The organism is Mesorhizobium newzealandense, assembly GCF_042682145.1.
GTDB classification, from domain to species: domain Bacteria; phylum Pseudomonadota; class Alphaproteobacteria; order Rhizobiales; family Rhizobiaceae; genus Mesorhizobium; species Mesorhizobium newzealandense.
Map to the genome: position 1 here is coordinate 143,403 of NZ_JBHUGZ010000029.1, position 15,734 is coordinate 159,136.

The 15,734-nt window shown below is 58.4% G+C and carries 11 protein-coding genes and 2 pseudogenes; 7 read left to right on the forward strand and 6 right to left on the reverse strand.

What is annotated here, in order from left to right:
• Positions 1 to 28 precede the first annotated feature (28 nt).
• The 5 genes and pseudogenes from ACFSOZ_RS33955 to ACFSOZ_RS33980 form a co-directional block, all read left to right on the forward strand.
• Positions 29 to 2,044: an AAA family ATPase gene (locus ACFSOZ_RS33955; protein WP_379105437.1), complete on the forward strand. Its 2,016-nt coding sequence runs from the start codon at positions 29 to 31 to the stop codon at positions 2,042 to 2,044.
• Positions 2,041 to 3,090 carry a 5-methylcytosine restriction system specificity protein McrC gene (locus tag ACFSOZ_RS33960; protein ID WP_379105439.1) on the forward strand — a complete coding sequence of 350 codons (1,050 nt, stop codon included), beginning with the start codon at positions 2,041 to 2,043 and terminating at the stop codon, positions 3,088 to 3,090. Before ACFSOZ_RS33955 ends, ACFSOZ_RS33960 begins: the two co-directional genes overlap by 4 nt.
• Positions 3,091 to 3,687: 597 nt before the next feature.
• Entirely contained in the window at positions 3,688 to 4,599 is a 912-nt protein-coding gene (locus tag ACFSOZ_RS33965; RefSeq protein WP_379105441.1) for a PD-(D/E)XK nuclease domain-containing protein, read from the forward strand.
• Between the two features lie 187 nt (positions 4,600 to 4,786).
• A complete protein-coding gene (locus ACFSOZ_RS33970) occupies positions 4,787 to 5,353 on the forward strand; it encodes a hypothetical protein (RefSeq protein WP_379105443.1) in 567 nt (188 codons plus the stop codon).
• A 582-nt stretch (positions 5,354 to 5,935) separates the two neighbouring features.
• Positions 5,936 to 6,250 (forward strand): annotated as a pseudogene (locus ACFSOZ_RS33980) (leucine zipper domain-containing protein); the annotation flags it as partial.
• Here the strand turns inward: ACFSOZ_RS33980 and ACFSOZ_RS33985 are convergent.
• The 6 genes and pseudogenes from ACFSOZ_RS33985 to ACFSOZ_RS34010 all read right to left on the reverse strand — a co-directional run.
• A pseudogene (locus tag ACFSOZ_RS33985) lies at positions 6,238 to 6,531 on the reverse strand (DoxX family membrane protein); the annotation flags it as partial. The pseudogenes ACFSOZ_RS33980 and ACFSOZ_RS33985 overlap by 13 nt on opposite strands.
• Before the next feature lie 362 nt (positions 6,532 to 6,893).
• The gene (locus ACFSOZ_RS33990) at positions 6,894 to 8,831 is read right to left on the reverse strand and encodes a GAP1-N1 domain-containing protein (protein WP_379105445.1); all 1,938 of its coding nucleotides are present in this window, start codon (positions 8,829 to 8,831) and stop codon (positions 6,894 to 6,896) included.
• The gene (locus ACFSOZ_RS33995) at positions 8,828 to 9,691 is read right to left on the reverse strand and encodes a TRAFAC clade GTPase domain-containing protein (protein WP_379105447.1); all 864 of its coding nucleotides are present in this window, start codon (positions 9,689 to 9,691) and stop codon (positions 8,828 to 8,830) included. The genes ACFSOZ_RS33990 and ACFSOZ_RS33995 overlap by 4 nt, the downstream gene beginning before the upstream one ends.
• A 12-nt stretch (positions 9,692 to 9,703) precedes the next feature.
• The gene (locus tag ACFSOZ_RS34000; RefSeq protein WP_379105449.1) at positions 9,704 to 10,708 is read right to left on the reverse strand and encodes a TRAFAC clade GTPase domain-containing protein; all 1,005 of its coding nucleotides are present in this window, start codon (positions 10,706 to 10,708) and stop codon (positions 9,704 to 9,706) included.
• Positions 10,708 to 11,784, reverse strand: coding sequence for a GTPase-associated system all-helical protein GASH (locus ACFSOZ_RS34005; protein ID WP_379105451.1), 1,077 nt, complete (start codon positions 11,782 to 11,784; stop codon positions 10,708 to 10,710). The genes ACFSOZ_RS34000 and ACFSOZ_RS34005 overlap by 1 nt, the downstream gene beginning before the upstream one ends.
• Positions 11,784 to 13,109 carry a metallophosphoesterase gene (locus ACFSOZ_RS34010; RefSeq protein WP_379105453.1) on the reverse strand — a complete coding sequence of 442 codons (1,326 nt, stop codon included), beginning with the start codon at positions 13,107 to 13,109 and terminating at the stop codon, positions 11,784 to 11,786. The genes ACFSOZ_RS34005 and ACFSOZ_RS34010 overlap by 1 nt, the downstream gene beginning before the upstream one ends.
• Before the next feature lie 522 nt (positions 13,110 to 13,631).
• Between ACFSOZ_RS34010 and ACFSOZ_RS34015 the strand changes: the two genes are divergently transcribed.
• Both ACFSOZ_RS34015 and ACFSOZ_RS34020 read left to right on the forward strand, forming a co-directional pair.
• Positions 13,632 to 14,000, forward strand: a complete 369-nt coding sequence (locus tag ACFSOZ_RS34015; RefSeq protein ID WP_379105455.1) for a DUF3489 domain-containing protein — start codon at positions 13,632 to 13,634, stop codon at positions 13,998 to 14,000.
• A 76-nt stretch (positions 14,001 to 14,076) separates the two neighbouring features.
• Positions 14,077 to 15,708, forward strand: a complete 1,632-nt coding sequence (locus tag ACFSOZ_RS34020; RefSeq protein WP_379100243.1) for an IS66 family transposase — start codon at positions 14,077 to 14,079, stop codon at positions 15,706 to 15,708.
• The last annotated feature ends 26 nt before the right edge of the window (positions 15,709 to 15,734 follow it).

Here is a 15,734-nt window from a genome sequence, read left to right on the forward strand (position 1 = left end):
ACTCTGGATGGGTGGAGCGTGGCGAGACATGAACGAGAGCGGCTTTCGAGAATGGCTTAGAACGAATTACAAGCCAAACACGGTCAGTACGAAGCTACACGAATGCCGGAATCTCGCGGCTGCCTACGGCGATTTGGATGAGCATTACGATGCCGATCGACTGGACGGCGTCATGCAAGCTCTTGCTTACACTGCTCAGGATCGAGCAGCGGATCGGCCCAACCCCTCCAAATTGAGCATAACTTCGGATCTCTATCGCGACCTCAGCAACTATCGCACCGCCATCAACTACTACCGAAACTTTCGGCAGGGTGCCTCGCGACGGGGCGGCAATCGACGTCCTGACATCGATGCCGTCCACAAAGCGATGAATGAATACGATGCGCTGGGTTTCGACGAGTTCATGGAGGCTTACAATTTTGGTTCGGGTATCAGTTACTGGGTATTGCGAGACGGTAAGCGCTACCCATCAAAGGCCATTTTTGGCGTCGCCCATCAATTCATGCCGAATGGCGCGCCCCTCGATAACGAAGGATGTAGTGGGACGGACGCACGTAAGCATCTCGAGAGCTTGGGATTTGAGATCCAAACTGACGACGGTCAGAGTACGTCGCACGATCGCTCTCGCCGCTATTGGATCGAAAAGACCCTGGTCACTGGCCGGTTAGATCGTGAGCAGGGCGAGCACAGCCTCGGACGCGCCTTGTGGTCGCCCCAGCGCTCGAAGAGCGGCGGTGACATATATTCCAACATGCGTGCCGTACAGCCCGGAGACGTTGTATTCCACCTTACCGACAATGAAGCCATTACTGGGGTCTCGATCGCATCGGACGCTGTTGACGACAGTTTTCAAGGCCTGGCTGGTACGGATTGGGAAGGTGCTGCATACAGAGTTGCTTTGCGTGACTATGAGGCACTTGTTCCCACGCTCGACCGGTCAGCATTTCTTGCAACCGAACCTTTTGCGACCGAACTGTCGGAGCTCGCCAAAAGCGGAGCCAAGGGGCTCTTTTATAATGCGCACCGCGGGCTCAATCAGGGCGCTTATCTAACCGAAGCTACCCCAACACTTCTTTCGATCCTTAACCGTGCGTATCAGGCCTTCGCAGGGCAGTCTCTTCCTCATGTCGACGAGGACGTAGTCGTATCTTCGGCACCCGCCGCCACGGGGAATTCCTACACACTCGATGATGCGCTTGAAGAGCTCTTCTTAGATCGCGCCGAAGCCGAACAGATTATGCTGCTCTGGCAGGCGAAGCGGAACATTATCCTGCAAGGCCCGCCAGGCGTAGGTAAGTCCTTTGCTGCCCAGCGTCTAGCCTTTGCTCTCATGGGCGCCACGGATCGCGATCGACTGGGGTTTGTTCAGTTCCATCAGTCATACTCGTACGAAGATTTTGTAGAGGGCTATCGCCCGACCGCAGAGGGCTTTGAGCTTCGACCGGGTAAGTTTGTCGAGTTTTGTCGCCGGGCCGAAGCCGACCCTCAAAACAGTTATGTCTTCGTGATCGATGAGATCAACCGAGGTAACCTGAGCAAGATACTAGGCGAGCTTATGCTTCTCATCGAAGCTGATAAGCGGTCGCCTGATTGGGCTATGGCACTAGCTTCGGGCAAGGTACCGTTTCACGTTCCAGGTAATGTTTATCTTCTTGGTTTAATGAACACTGCCGATCGATCTCTTGCGGTTGTAGACTACGCGCTGCGCCGTCGTTTCGCGTTCGTCGACCTTGTGCCGAAGTTGAACTCGCCGAAGTTTCGTTCGCAGCTGGATCAAGCTGGCGTGTCGCATGAGGTCATCAACGCGCTGATCATGCGCGTTGATGCACTCAACGACGAAATCGCATCAGACACCACCAACCTCGGACGCGGATTTGAGATCGGGCACAGTTTCTTCTGCTCCTATCCCTGGAAGCTCGAAGATGGCTGGATTTGGTATGAGCGTGTTATCCGAACTGAGATCCTACACCTTCTGCGGGAATATTGGTTTGACGCCCCAGGCAAGGTTGCACATTGGGAAAGCGAGCTGCTTGCGCCGCTATGACATTGCTTGCTCCATCAATCCCAATCGAGAACATCTACTATCTGTTCTGCTATGCCTGGGATCGATTTGAAGAGGCGAAAGCAATCTCGGTTGAAGGCATTTCCAGTCCCGATTTGCCGAACTTGCTAGCAAGAGTTTTGTTGGTAGGCACGCGCAATCTTCTGAGGCGCGGCCTCGATCGCGGTTACCAGCCGCATGAGGAAGACATTGCTACCCTACGTGGTCAGATAGATCTTGGCGGAACGGTGCGGCTGTGGTCGCGTCGGGCGCGACGGCTCCATTGTCTTTTTGATGAGCTCAGCCACGACGTTCTGCACAACCAGATTCTTAAGGCTTCCCTTTGCCGGCTTGCCAAAGCACCGACTTTAGATCGCAATCTGGCGCGCGACCTATTGAAGGTTTCTCGTCACTTTGTTGACGTGACCGACATACGGCTAGATCGCAGAGTTTTCTCGCGTGTGCAGCTCCATCGCAACATTTCGGGTTACGGCCTCGTTTTGCGTGTAGCCGAGCTCGCTTTCGACTCGTTGCTCCCCGCTCCAGGTCGCTCAGGATACCAATTCCACGACGTTCTGCGTGACGAGCGAAAAATGGCCGCGGTGTTCGAAGCCTTCGTCCGCAACTTCTACCGCAACGAGCAGCGGAAGTATTCCGTTGAGCCTCTGCATATAAGATGGGATGCAGAGCTGATATCTGATGACGGCGCCGGCCAGCTTCCAAACATGCGTGTGGACGTTTTTCTTCGTTCACCTCAGAGGCAATTGATCATCGATACCAAGTACTATTCTGATGCTCTTCAGACTTACCGAGGAGCTTCGACCTTCCACTCAAGCCACCTCTACCAACTATTCGCGTATCTTCGTAATGCGCACGGTGCTGGCGAACATACTAGGTGCGATGGACTGCTGCTGTACCCCGAGGCTAGGAGCCGGCCTGACGCGGTATACCGGGTACATGGCCACGTTGTAAAAATTGCGACCGTGAACCTGGCTCAACCATGGCAATTGATTGCCCGCCGGCTACACGACCTTGTCTTGGAACCATAAATCGCAAGACCTGCGTCGGAAACTTCCCTACGTTTTAGGTTCTTTCCCCGCAGGGCTGTTTCGACGCCGCCATCAGCGCCTATTGGACAACGCCTCTATAGGAATCCGCCTCCAGGCTCAAACCGCTACATTAGTCCTGTCCGCTTTTCTTCCTGTCGGCAAACACCCCTTTCTACTTTCGCCTCCACCTTGGCCCTCGCGCTCGCTCTTCGAATGTCTGCTATCGACCAGTCCTCCTGGCAAGAACCGCCAGTCCATTTTCGGCCCCAGATCCGCCTTGGGAACCATTTCCCAGCCGCGTTCGGTTGGACCGACGCCAACGGCCAAACCGGGGTGGCAAGCGGTCTGTCCGCTCGGCGGAATGCTAAGCAAGAAGCGAACGTAGCCTCGTCGGAAGGACACGGCCGCCAATGCCACGGCAGCTTTCGGCCCGTTGCGCATGAAAACGGGCGCTGCCGGCCCACCCGGTTCAGGCCCAACTGAGACGCCGACGGGAATTCGGCGGATTTGCACGATCCCTCGACGCGCCGACGCTGGACCCGTATCTTAAGCGTCCTGTTCGTCCAGCTGAGCCCTGGCGCGCCAAGGATCGCTGTTATGGACAAAATGGAATGGGCGGTTTGGAGTCTCGAGTACCTGCAAAAGGCTCGGTTGGCTATCCACGACGATTTCAATGGCGCGATGGAAGAGCTGCGCGGTTACCATGGCGCTCACCGCGACAGCTGGTACAGCAGCTGCAAGAACATCATCACTACTCTCTACCACCGATCAGCCGAGTTCGCGGCCTCTACCCAAATCCCCAACGAGGAGTTCGCCTCGCCCGAGGTCTTCGAGGTCGAACTGGTGAATTACCGGGCTTGGGTCCAGACTATGGCCGACGAACTCGAAAGGGAATCGGTCGAGTACCAGAGCAAGGAAGGAGTTGATGGGGCGCCCTTCCTGGTCGACGTCGCCAAGCGCCAGGTGCGCAATACCCTCGCAGCCGTCGACTACGTGCTGGAGAAGAGGCCGGCGGCGACCCCGAACGTGATTAGCCCGGAGACAGCGGACCTCAACCTCATTGTGGGGCTCGCACGCCGGTTCCACGAGGCGGTGCTGAGCCTGAAGCACCACCCTCACAATGGTGCGACCTTCCTGGTCAACGACGAATGGGACTGCCAGTACCTGTTCCGATCGATACTGGCCGCCTATGTGCCCGACATTCGCGACGAAGAGTGGAGTCCCTCGGTCGCGGGATCATCTGGACGGTGCGAGTTCTTTCTCAAACCGCTGCGAACGATGATCGAGCTGAAGTTCGCTCGCAAAGTCTCGGACGCGAAGAAAATTAAGGGCGAACTAGCGACGGACTTCCTCGACTACGGCGGCAACAAGGAGGTTGATCGGGTCATCTGCCTCATCTACGACCCCGCATGCGCGCTAAAAAACCCCGCCGCGATACAGTCGGATCTCTCCGGTCCCAAGACTGGCCTTGAGCGTGTCGACGTTGTGATTTCGCCACCACGTTCGTAACTGAACTGCGAACGCCGTGGCGGTCTGCTCTGCAGTCCCACGAGAAGGCGGTGGGGTCCGACACAAAGACGTTCTTTCCCGAGGATAATACCAGCGCCCGGACCTGGTACCTGGATTTCGTGTTCCGAACAGCACAAAGGTATAAAGTTGTCACCGTCAGTGTATCCTGGCCCACATGGAGAGAACGATGCCGGTCGACCGCCCGAGTTCCTTCATCGGCAGTTTCAAGCTGGCCGATAATGTCGCGCACAGCCTCGACGTCGTCCGTACATTGTGGAAGTTACGAGAAGAAGCGAACCCTGCCCGGAAACGCTACCTCCAGAAGCCGATGATCATCCTGAACGTGGCGATCATCGAAGCCCTGCTCTACGACCTCCACAAGCGAGTCAAATGGTTCACTCGCGAAGGCGTGATGGGCATGCCGGCGAATATCATCACCTACATCCGCGGCAAACAGATCGACAAGCTGGAGACCCTCATCGTGAGTTGTCGGAAGCATGACCTTTTCGATGAACCCGGATCAACCTTTTACGACGATCTTGACCTTCTCAGGCGGATTCGGAATCGGGTTCATCTGCAAAACGAGAAGAACGATCTGGAGCCGGATGACGCGAACGCGTTTTCGGCCGAACGGCTTGAACTGTCCGAGCGGGCCGTCGAGTTCGTCATGATGACGCTCGAAGCCAAGCATCCGCGGCCTGGCAACACCTACACGCAACCGTTTCATCTGCCGTGGTCAACTTATTTTCCCTAAGTCGAGCGGGCTCCCATTGTGAGGCGCTGGCGGGGAGACCGAAGGACTGCCTCCCGCAAAGCCTACACAGCCAATAAGGGTCTAGTGACTCTGAAGCGAGGTGAGCGGTACATCTCAGTTTCAAGGCTACGGCATTCCTTGGCAGACGTAGACCTCGCCTATTTGGACGACTACCCCTTCACACTGCGGTGGTGACCATCGCTGTCCGCTCCTACACAGAGCCAGACCGCTAGCAGTTCCGACCACGCGGACAGTTCGCACCGTAAAGAGCGACGGCTTTTGGGAAGCCGCCAAGGAACCCTGAAACGGCCGCAGTGGGGTCGTGAGCGGACCGGGCAAGCTTTGCTTGGCGAGGCAGACACAGTGGCCTGCTGCCGGTTTTTCGGACACGAGGTTAAGCTAACATAGCTTGTTCCTCGAACTCCACGGGGCTGAGATAGCCGAGTGTCGAGTGCCGCCGCCGAGGATTGTAGAAGCGCTCGACAAAGGATGGCCTAGGTGTGAGCTTTCAGGAGGTTGTCCATTCGGACCAGACCGGGGAGACTGGAGTTACCAAGCTTCAGCACTCACCGGAGGGTCCGAATGAACATCCACAAGAATGCCCGTCTCACGCCCCTGCGTCGAGAGGAAATGGCGCTGTCGGTCGTTGAAGGCCGCCTCTCCAAAGCCGATGCGGCGCAGACGTATGGTGTGTCGGCGAAGATCGTGACGCGCTGGGTCGAGCGCTACACGGCCGAGGGACGGGCCGGCATGGCCGACCGCTCGTCGCGGCCCCATGTCATGCCGGGCATGACCGGACAGGCGGTGGCCGGGCGCATCGTGGCATTGCGCCGCCAGCGGCTGACCGGCCAGCACATCGCCCTGGAGGTTGGTGTGTCGTGCGCCGCCGTTGCCAGGCAGAACAAGCCGAGGCCAATGGCGCCGAGGCGTGTCAGCAGGCCGAGCGCAACGGAGAGCCCCGCCGCCAGTTGCAGTGCGATGGTCGCCATTAGCAGCGGCAGGCTGACGCCCAAAGCGGCCATGGCCTTGGTGGCGCCATCGAAATGGGTGGCTAGTGTCAGGCCTTCATGAAGGAAGAGCAGGGAAAGCAGCAGGCGGCCGGCCAGCAGGGTGATGTCCCTAAGTCGGTATTTCGTGGCAAGGAGGTGCAGCCTCGTGGTTAGTTCGGTCGGTGTCATGATCAGGCTCCAATTTTTAGAACAGGCAGGCGCCGCGCGTCCTGCCGGACGTATGAAATGACGCTGCAAGCGTTTGATATTTGAATGGGTCGGAGCCGGCGGAGGGAGAGACGCCGGCTCCGGTTTTCGGGCGCCAGCCCACCGGCGCCCAAAAGTCTTGGCCCGTGCTGGCCGCGCGACCTTACTTGGTCACTTTGGTGTCGATCGCTTTCTGCAGGTCCGAAAGCTCATCGCAACCTGCCGGACAGATTTTTTCCAGCGACGCCAATTGCTCGTTGGCCTTGGCCACGTCGCCGGTCTCGACAGTAAGTGTCGCTTTGTAAGGCGCTTGCGATCATGGGAAGACGGCAAATGCTGCGCCTCTACAGCCAGTCCCACAATTTAGCGAATGGGTACTTCATCGAGCGCTCTTCTCCAGCAAGAACAATTTCCTGCTCGGCGGGGTTGAGTGCGAGACGGTGCAGTGCGTCGTCATTAGGAAATACTCTGTATAACTTCGATAAACTAAGAAGAATTCTCTTATTCAGATCCCAATATCCTGCCGAGTAAAAACTCGGAAGATCTTTACTCAGTATCGTATCAGCAGTTCGTGGTAGAACGCCCTTAAGAATTGTAGTCCGAAGCTCTGGCAGAACCACCGAGATAAGAGACCAGCTTTGCGCAGATTCTATATCCACCGCGGCCCTCAGCAACGCAGCCTGCATGTTCGTACGTTCATCGCCTTGCGCATCGTCGTGCAATTCTGATAGGCGCTGTGCAATTTCGGTAGAACTATTCGCAAGGTTTCGAGGATAGCGAAGGATCGCGAGAGCCGCCGCAAGTCCTATCGTCGACTGCAGTTGTGAGAGCCAAGAACCCGCAAAAATTGCTCCAGAATGGTGAGGAAGCCGTCCGAGCCAAGATTGATCGATCCGGTTCTCGCAGTACGCCTCGACGGCTGATTGGAAAAAGAGATCCGGCTTGGAAGAAATCATGGTGCCTTCCAAATCGCCCATATCGCGACGAAGCATTTCGTCGATCACGGCGCGGCAGACTTGCGCGGGAGCATCGTCTTTTAGAAGGCGCGGAAGGACATCATTCGCAGCGAGCGGAAGCGTATCACCGTCGATGAGGTCGTCTCGCGCCAGCAGCACGTCCGCGATCATGTCGGTCGGATACTCTGACATAACCAACGATTTGTCCGCGAGAGCGATGATGGCGCCATAAATTGGGTTCTTCCATGGCGACAATGCCTCCTTGTTGGTGTCGTAGTAACGAGCGACCTTTCCGATCTCACGCGAGGTCAGCTCTTCCAACCTCCGCTCCACCTGTGAGGCTGTCGGCATCTCCGGCAGCGACTGGGAGGTCATAAGCTGCAGGAAATCGACGGCCGATATGGCTGCGATCAACCGCGGCGAACTCGGACCTATGCCCAAGATGTCGCGCTTGAGAACCGCCCCCTCGGATGGGTCCTGCAAGGTGTTGAAGACTGTCAAAGCCGCTTCTCCCGAAATCTCATTTGCGCCCTCCGTCTGCTCGAACAGATCGACGAGCATCTTGTATTGGCGCCGGGAGGCCGAAAGATCGCGGCCATAGCGCCACAGAAAGCGTCTGAGCGGTGTGACCCTGTTCTCAGCCGCATCGATCGCTCCGAACGACACCCAACGCGGCAATTTGGACGACGCAGCCTCGCCTAAGGCAGAGACTTGGATGTCGTATTCACCGCCCTCGGAACGTCGGCGCTCGTTCAAGTCTGCGGTGCAGAAAGAGAAGACCGTTCTCAGTCGCGGCCACTGCTGGGACCAGACCGCGAGTATCGAACGTTCAATTTCCTTAGGACCATTCTCGCTGGAGGAAAGGGTCACTATCCTGTCCGAGTAGTACCCGTCGATGATCGCCGATATCAAATCAACAGGTCCCGACCCCACCTCAAGCGAGGAGGCCAGGTTCAAAGGTTTTCCATAGTTCGAAGTGTCTCGTCCGACCGGACGACGGAACAATTTCAAGAATTCGGAAAAGGACGCAATCGAAGACATCGTCCTGGAGTCCAGCAGCAGCGTGTGGCTCCAGACGCAGCCCGGACGCGGCATCTCCGGAGCAGCCCATGTACGGAGGAGGGCATACCTCTTCGATTCCGGCAGAGGCAGTCCGGTCAGATAGCTATCATCATCGCCAAGGCGTGCGCCACTGGCCAAGTCACTCGCCGAACTGAGAAGGAAGAGATCTTTCGGAGGCAAGCGGTAGGAAGTCGCAATCTGACGATGACCGTCCGCATAGCCGAACAGGGCCTGATCTACCGGATCTGGCAAAACGACGTTCAATTCACAATCTCCAGGCCTGCCAACCACAGCAAAGGGGCGGTGAGATCATGTTCGGATGCCTCTGCGCCTACGATGCGTATGCGCTTGCTCGGCGGGGTGATCGCCAAGAGCCGCTGACGGTCAGGGCCCGGCCCGTCTCTCCTTTTCGACAGCTTGCCGCCCTGCGCAGACACGCCATAGACCTGTACATCGGTCACTCCCTCGGAGTTGTTGAGGTACTGCGAAAGCAGCGGATAGCGATCTTCCAGCCACTTGCCCGCATCAGTGGCCTCCGGCGGCGCTAGATCCCACGCCGACACGATAACGGCGATCTTCAACGGCGGCTTCTCGAACGGTGGGCGCTGAAGACACTGCAGCAGGTCCACCAACTGTACCTGCAGCGGCGCTTGTGCAGGATTCCATGCAGAAGCCTCGGCGTCCGGTTGCGCCTCGTCCTCTTCGGCATCGAACGCGTCGAGAATCGTGACACTGTCATTCGTCCTTGACGCGCTGATGAAAAGAAGGATGCCCTGCGCATTCCGAACAAGATCGACGAACTTCTCGGGACAAAATCTCGTCGAGAAAGCGTTCTCGAACGTCTCGCCCGAGAGGTCATCGAACTCGAGCTCCATCTCGGTGCCCGAAGAGGCATGCACGAGGTTGACAAGTATGTTCTCCACCTGCGTTGATGGGGTTCGCTCGACCTCGAACCCATCGGCCCAGGATTGAGACATTTCTTCGAGGTAACTAAAGTCGCCGGCATGCTTGCCCTTCTTCAGTGCGGTCGGGATTTCCTCACTGTCGACAAGATGCCACAGTGCAGCGGCAAACGTCGTCTTGCCTGCGTGTTGAACGCCAAAAACCATAAACCGTCCGTCCACGTCCGAACCTCCTCAGAGCTTGGCCAGCAACCTGTCGAACTGACGCGTAGCGTTATGAACCGGTTGGGGCGCCACCTCGGGCAGCGGCCTCCGCGCGGTCCACCGCTGGACCATTTTATCAAGTCCCACGAGCCCAACCCCACGATCCGCCTTGGGCAGTGCGCAAATGTGATGGGAGGAAATGGCGAGCCCCTTTTTTTGGAAATCAGAAACGAGGCGCGCTTGGTATTCGTCGAGGAATTCGACGTTCTTCTCGTCCTGATCAGCGGTGCGGGTGATGTCGAATTTGGTAGACAAAATCTCGACATCCTGCCCGGCAGCGAGTGCGCCACTGTCATTCAGGGCATTGATCATCTGCCTGAAATGCCTAGTGTAGGCTGTCCGGTTGTCCATCGACGCGAGCCGCGCTCCATCGAGAAGGAAGCAGACCCGATCAGCATGACGCAGTTCTGCAAGGGTCGCAATCACGTCAGTGGACGTGCGGGCCGTAGTGTAGGTCTCGCCCGAACGATCGGCGATCGCGAGATCCACAACCTCTCCACCCGCACGGGCAAGCGCGAGATGAAAAAAACTGAGCGGATCTCGCCGGCTGGTGCGCGGAATGGTCGGCGACCCCCGCTCCGAGCTCACCAGCGCGAACGACTGCAGCCTGGCAAATGCGAGCAAGGTTTCGCTGCCGACGAACGTCAGATCAGCGAACGGGCCCTTGCAGTATGCACCGTAGATCGACGCGAGGAGGGTCGTCTTGCCAACCTTTTGCTCGCCGACAAGCGCGATCGTTCGAACCTGTCGCCGCCGCTTGAGGGCGACGAGGTCATCGAGAAGCAGCGCTTCGCTCGACCATATTGGGACGGGCTGCGCAACCCTCGGCTCCTGTTCTTCGGCAGGCACTTCGATCTCATCCGTCTCGATGGCATAGTGGGGGCAGCCTTCGACGGGATCGTTTCCCAGCCGGCACACCCCGTCGACTTGAACCTGGCACGCCGTGTCGCTGCAGATCGGTGCGGCTACATTCATCAGTCCAGACTTCCCTGATCGATCAAGATGCGCTCACGGTAAGCCTGCAAGCCGAGTTCGTAGAACGAGATCTCCATATCCGCGACGTCGGAAACCGCGTCGCCGGCGTCCTTGTCCCATTCCGTCCCAGTTCTAGCGAGAGCTTGAAGTGCCGTATGCACCGGAACGAGCGATGCCGAGGAGGGCGAGATATTCCTTGCGAGCTTGCCTGCGTCGACTTGAGAAACTGCCGTCACCGCGGCGCGAAGGCTAGTCTTTGCGTCCGCATCGGATGCCGCGATCCTGCGAAGCAGCCCGTATGCCCCGTAGGGACCAGGGACTTGTCGCACTAATGTGCCCAGTTCGATTCCCGACGCGAGGATCTTCGTTTCACGATTAGCGTCCGACCTAGGCTTCTCCAGCAATTCATGCCAATCGCCGATATGCCACCACAGCATGTCGACTTCCTCGGCAAGCCTGACGATGTCGGCACGCGCCGGCGCCTGCGATGCTTCAGTCGCCTCGGCAAGCGATTTGGCGGCGGCTTCGGTCGAAGCTAGGACGGCCTCGATGGCCTGCCTAACTATTTCTCCTGGTACCGGGTTGGACGCGGCCACATTGGCGATCTCTGTCGCAGCCGACTTAAACTTCGGAGCGACTATCGGCTTTCCACCTTGCAAAGTCCGATGTAGGCGAACCGCAGTGGAAAGCGCGTCGTTCGCATCCATGGTTAAGGCATCTGCGTCGGCGGAGTGCCGCCTGCCACAGAACGACGTAGTGAGCACGGCGATATTGCTGACGCCGCCCGTCCAAGTGAGCCGCTCGCGTAGAAGCAAAGCGGCAAGTTTTCCGGCTTCGGCCTTGTCCTTCTTGAGCAAGAAATGGGGATCAAGATCTCGAATCGGCTTTTCGAACCACTCGGCCTCGGACGGCGCCTCCAACAGAAACGCAATCTTGCACAGGTCAAAGACGCGAAGCATTGACTTCACGGTCCCCTGGATTTTGTCGTGGCTCTTCTGACGCGCATCAATGATTTCGCGCGAAGCATCCGGATCCAGATCCCTGTAGGACTGGATGAAATCGAACTGGCCGACCATCAGTGCTTTCCTTCCTTCAATGCCTCGTCGATAAGCTTATCGAGATCGGGAAGGATTCCTTGTTCCTGGCTCCTCCTCACTGTGGCTATCACTAGTTCGTAATCCTTCAATTCACTATCCCCCGACTTATCAAGTTTCATCTGCGAGATCAGACGACGCTGTTCGTGCTCCTTGAGCTTGAAAAACTTAATCGTGACGCTTCTGACAGACGGCGGCGAGGGCGGGGGCGCGGACATCGGCATGGTCTGTGACTCCAGCACTGGCAGAATCTTTTCCCCAATATTGGTCTCGACTAGCGGAGCAGCCGGCGCGCGCCATTCAGGCAGGTCGTAGCTGTTCACCCACACGGTCTCGCCTTCCTGGTCAGGTACGGCGAGAAAATTGTCGGTTTCATATTGCCTCACCCAGACCTTTACGGCGAGCTTGCGTTTTCCTTCGACCCGATCAACGGCGATATCGATCCAATTGTAGCCCGGCTTCCAATCGGACTCGTCCCGTTCAGGATGCATGGCACCGGCCCTGATCCGAAGATACCGCTTTCCTTCGTCGACGCGCCTAGTGTGTTCGTGACCGAAAAGCTGGATTTTCGCAACTAAGTTACAGCGGTCCTCGAAGTCCTTCCGGTTCTTTAACCAGTTGAAGGGGTGGTGGGCCATGACCATGTGGCACACGCCGTCTTCCTCCTCGATCTGTGCCGCGGCGGGGTCGATCAGCATACGCCGCTCGTCGTCCGCGATGTCGGACACCAGAACCGTGTTGAAGCCCCACATGCGAAGCGTCGAGCCGTCATTTAACGGCACGTCCCTGCAGGCGAACGGCCGGGCGGGATTGTCTCCTGTTCCGTCGTCGTCGATGTACGCCCGCAAAGGACAAAGGAACTTGGCCGCGAAACGGTTGTAATTCTGGATGGGTCCGAAAATCACGCTGGCGGCGATCTTGCCCCGCATCCACTTTCGGAGTTCACCATTCACCTCGGTGGCGGGTTTGCTTCGAAGGGCCTCCCGAGCCAGGACCTGCGCAGGATCGGTCTCGACCTTCCTGTCTACGTCGTGATTGCCGGGGATGACGAACACATCCTCGATCTTGCAGCCGGCCGCCGGACAGAGCTTCTCCTCCAGCCATTGGTAAGCGAAGTCGTATTCCGCTGGGTGACCTGCAAAGGCGATGTCGCCAGTTAGCAGGACGCCATCGGCTGGCTTGCCGATCTCCTTTCGGATTCGTTTGACATCCTTGATGATGTCGCTGCGCAGCGCCAGGTTCGGATCGTCCGGTTGCCCGACCTCGGTCTTTTTGAAGTGGATGTCCGAAAAGTGCAGCAGCAGCATTTTCTCGCCCTTGTATTATGCGACCAGCTGATCAGGCCTTCGTTTATTGTCGAGCCCGTCATTCTTCTGCCGCCTCTTCCAGAATCTCCGAAAACGTGTTGTCGTGGTCGATGGCGGTCTTCTTGATCGACACTGAAACGCCAGCCATTGTTGAGAAGAATTTGCGCCTGTCCCCTGCCTTGTTGGTAGGCTCCCCGGGAACTGGTCATCCGTCGTAGGATGTTCGTTGTCAACATTCGCTTACTCGCAAACGTCCAATGTCCACTCCTTGGCGCAACTTCGACCAACCGTTCTGCTGACGATGTCTGCCTTCGGGTGACAGTGAAATCAGTCTGGATGACCGACTTTGGGCGCCAAAGCGGTCATTAAATAATTCTTGGTGCAGCTGGACTTCGTTGGGACAGCAAGCATTGCTGTCTGGACCGGGCGACTAAGTCACCTCGGTTCGAGGCCCGCCCCCCTGCGGGCTCCAGTCAGTACAGGCATCGGGCGGTCCGGCGCCGGTATTGATGGAGAAGGACAATGCGCGTTACCGACACTGCCCAGAGCGCAGGCACTGGAAGCGGGGAACCTGAGAATCTCCCGGATCAGTCTGTCGCAAAACCTCTGACGCGCCATCGGAAGCTGCCCGCCGATGAAGCAGAAGTTGCAAACAAGCCTAAGAGCCCTAAGCCTGCGGAGACGAAGACGGACATTGTCTTGAAGAAACTTCGGTTGGCCAAGGGTAGCACGCTTGAGGCATTGATCGAGGCCACTGGTTGGCAGGCTCATTCGGTACGCGGGTTTCTCTCCGGAACGGTGAAGAAGAAGCTCGGCCTGTCACTACTCAGCGAAGTCGGCAAGGACGGCGTCCGACGCTACCGGCTCGACACCAAGGCCAAGGCCGTTTGAGGTCATGGGTAACCGGGGCAGATTTCCGGGCGGAGGTGGGGTTTGCAGGGGGGCGGGTTTGTGATTCACCCTTTGCGTGACTCTGCCGCCGAATGATTCGCTTGAAGGCCTGTCGCTGGCGGAACTCCGCGGGCTGGTTGGGACGCTGCTCGGCGAAGTGCGGGGTCTTCACGGACAGGTCGAGAGCCTGCAGATGGAGAACCAGGCGCTGCGCGCCGACAACCAGAGCCTGAAGGACGAGATTAAGCGTCTGAAGGACCTGCCTCCGCGGCCGCCAATCAAGCCGTCCAAACCGTCGGGGATGGAGAAGGCGACGGGGGCGAAAGCGGCCAAGGGCAAGCGTCGGCGGCGCGGCGCCAAGCGCGACAGCGCTCGTGTGAGCCGCGAGGTGACGGTTGCGGTGAGCTCCCCTGCGGGCTCCCGCTTCAAGGGGTATGAGACGATCCTGGTGCGCGATCTGGTGTTGTCGGCCGAGGTGGTGCGCTACCGGCGCGAACGCTGGGTGAGCCCGAGCGGCGAGACGATCGTGGCGCCACTGCCGTCGGGGATTGTCGGCGGCTGGGGCGCGAACCTGCGCCGCTTCATCCTGGCCTGCCATATTCAGGGCCAAGTGACGACGGAGCGATTAACCGCACTCTTGACGGGCATTGGCGTCGACATCTCGAAGCGTCAGGTGGTGCGGCTGATTTCGGAGGGCCTCGAGGTCTTCGTTGCAGAGGATCGTGACGTGTTGCGCACCGGACTTGCCACGGCGCGCTGGATCACGGTCGATGATACGTCGGCGCGCCACGCCAACCAGGACGGCTACACCGCTCAGATCGGCGATGACCGCTTCACCGCGTTCCGCACCGGGCGATCGAAGTCACGGGGGGCGTTCCTGGCAACGCTGCGCGCCGGGCACGGCGATTACGTCATCAATGACGAGGCGTTGGCCTATATGCGCGGCCGCAACCTCGCTGGTCCGGTGATCGACCGGCTGGCGGCTTTCCCGCAAAAGGTGTTTGCCGACAGCGCCGCCTGGCAGGCGCATCTGGCAGCACTGGGCCTCGACCAGCTTGCGGTTGAGCCGAACCCGGTCAAGATTGCCACTGAGGGGGCGATGTGGGGGGCGATCCGCCATCATGGCTTTCTTGCCGACGCCGTTATCGTCTCCGATGACGCCGGCCAGTTCCGCATCGCCGACCATGCTCTGTGTTGGGTCCACGCCGAGCGGCTCGTCCACAAATTGGTGCCGATGACGCCAGACCAGCGCCAGGCCGTTGACGTCATGCGCCAGTTGATCTGGTGGTTCTATCACGACCTGAAGAGCTATCAGCGGTCACCTTGTCCGCGCCGCGCGGCGGCCTTGCGTGCCCGCTTCGACCGCCTGTTCAAACGACGAACCGGCTACGTCATGCTCGACAGGCTGCTCACCCGGCTTCACCGCCGCAAGCATGAACTCCTGCGCGTTCTCGATCGCCCCGAGATCCCACTCCACACCAACGGTTCGGAAAACGACATTCGCGCCGTGGTTATAAAACGCAAGATCTCCGGCGGGACCGTCAGTGACGCAGGCAGAGATGCCCGCGATGTCCTGCTCGGCCTGATGAAGACCTGCACCAAGCTCGGCGTCTCCTTCTTCGCCTACCTCGGCGACCGCCTTGGTATCCCCACACAAACCGCCGTTCTGCCGCTTCCCGATCTCGTCAGCCAAGCCGCTCCAGCCTGATCGCCCGGAAATCTGCCCCGGTTACA

Coding starts and splice junctions, on each gene's coding strand:
- ACFSOZ_RS33955 (WP_379105437.1), top strand. CDS start 29: ATGAACGAGAGCGGCTTTCGAGAATGGCTTAGAACGAATTACAAGCCA.
- ACFSOZ_RS33960 (WP_379105439.1), top strand. CDS start 2,041: ATGACATTGCTTGCTCCATCAATCCCAATCGAGAACATCTACTATCTG.
- ACFSOZ_RS33965 (WP_379105441.1), top strand. CDS start 3,688: ATGGACAAAATGGAATGGGCGGTTTGGAGTCTCGAGTACCTGCAAAAG.
- ACFSOZ_RS33970 (WP_379105443.1), top strand. CDS start 4,787: ATGCCGGTCGACCGCCCGAGTTCCTTCATCGGCAGTTTCAAGCTGGCC.
- ACFSOZ_RS34000 (WP_379105449.1), bottom strand. CDS start 10,708: ATGAATGTAGCCGCACCGATCTGCAGCGACACGGCGTGCCAGGTTCAA.
- ACFSOZ_RS34005 (WP_379105451.1), bottom strand. CDS start 11,784: ATGGTCGGCCAGTTCGATTTCATCCAGTCCTACAGGGATCTGGATCCG.
- ACFSOZ_RS34010 (WP_379105453.1), bottom strand. CDS start 13,109: ATGCTGCTGCTGCACTTTTCGGACATCCACTTCAAAAAGACCGAGGTC.
- ACFSOZ_RS34015 (WP_379105455.1), top strand. CDS start 13,632: ATGCGCGTTACCGACACTGCCCAGAGCGCAGGCACTGGAAGCGGGGAA.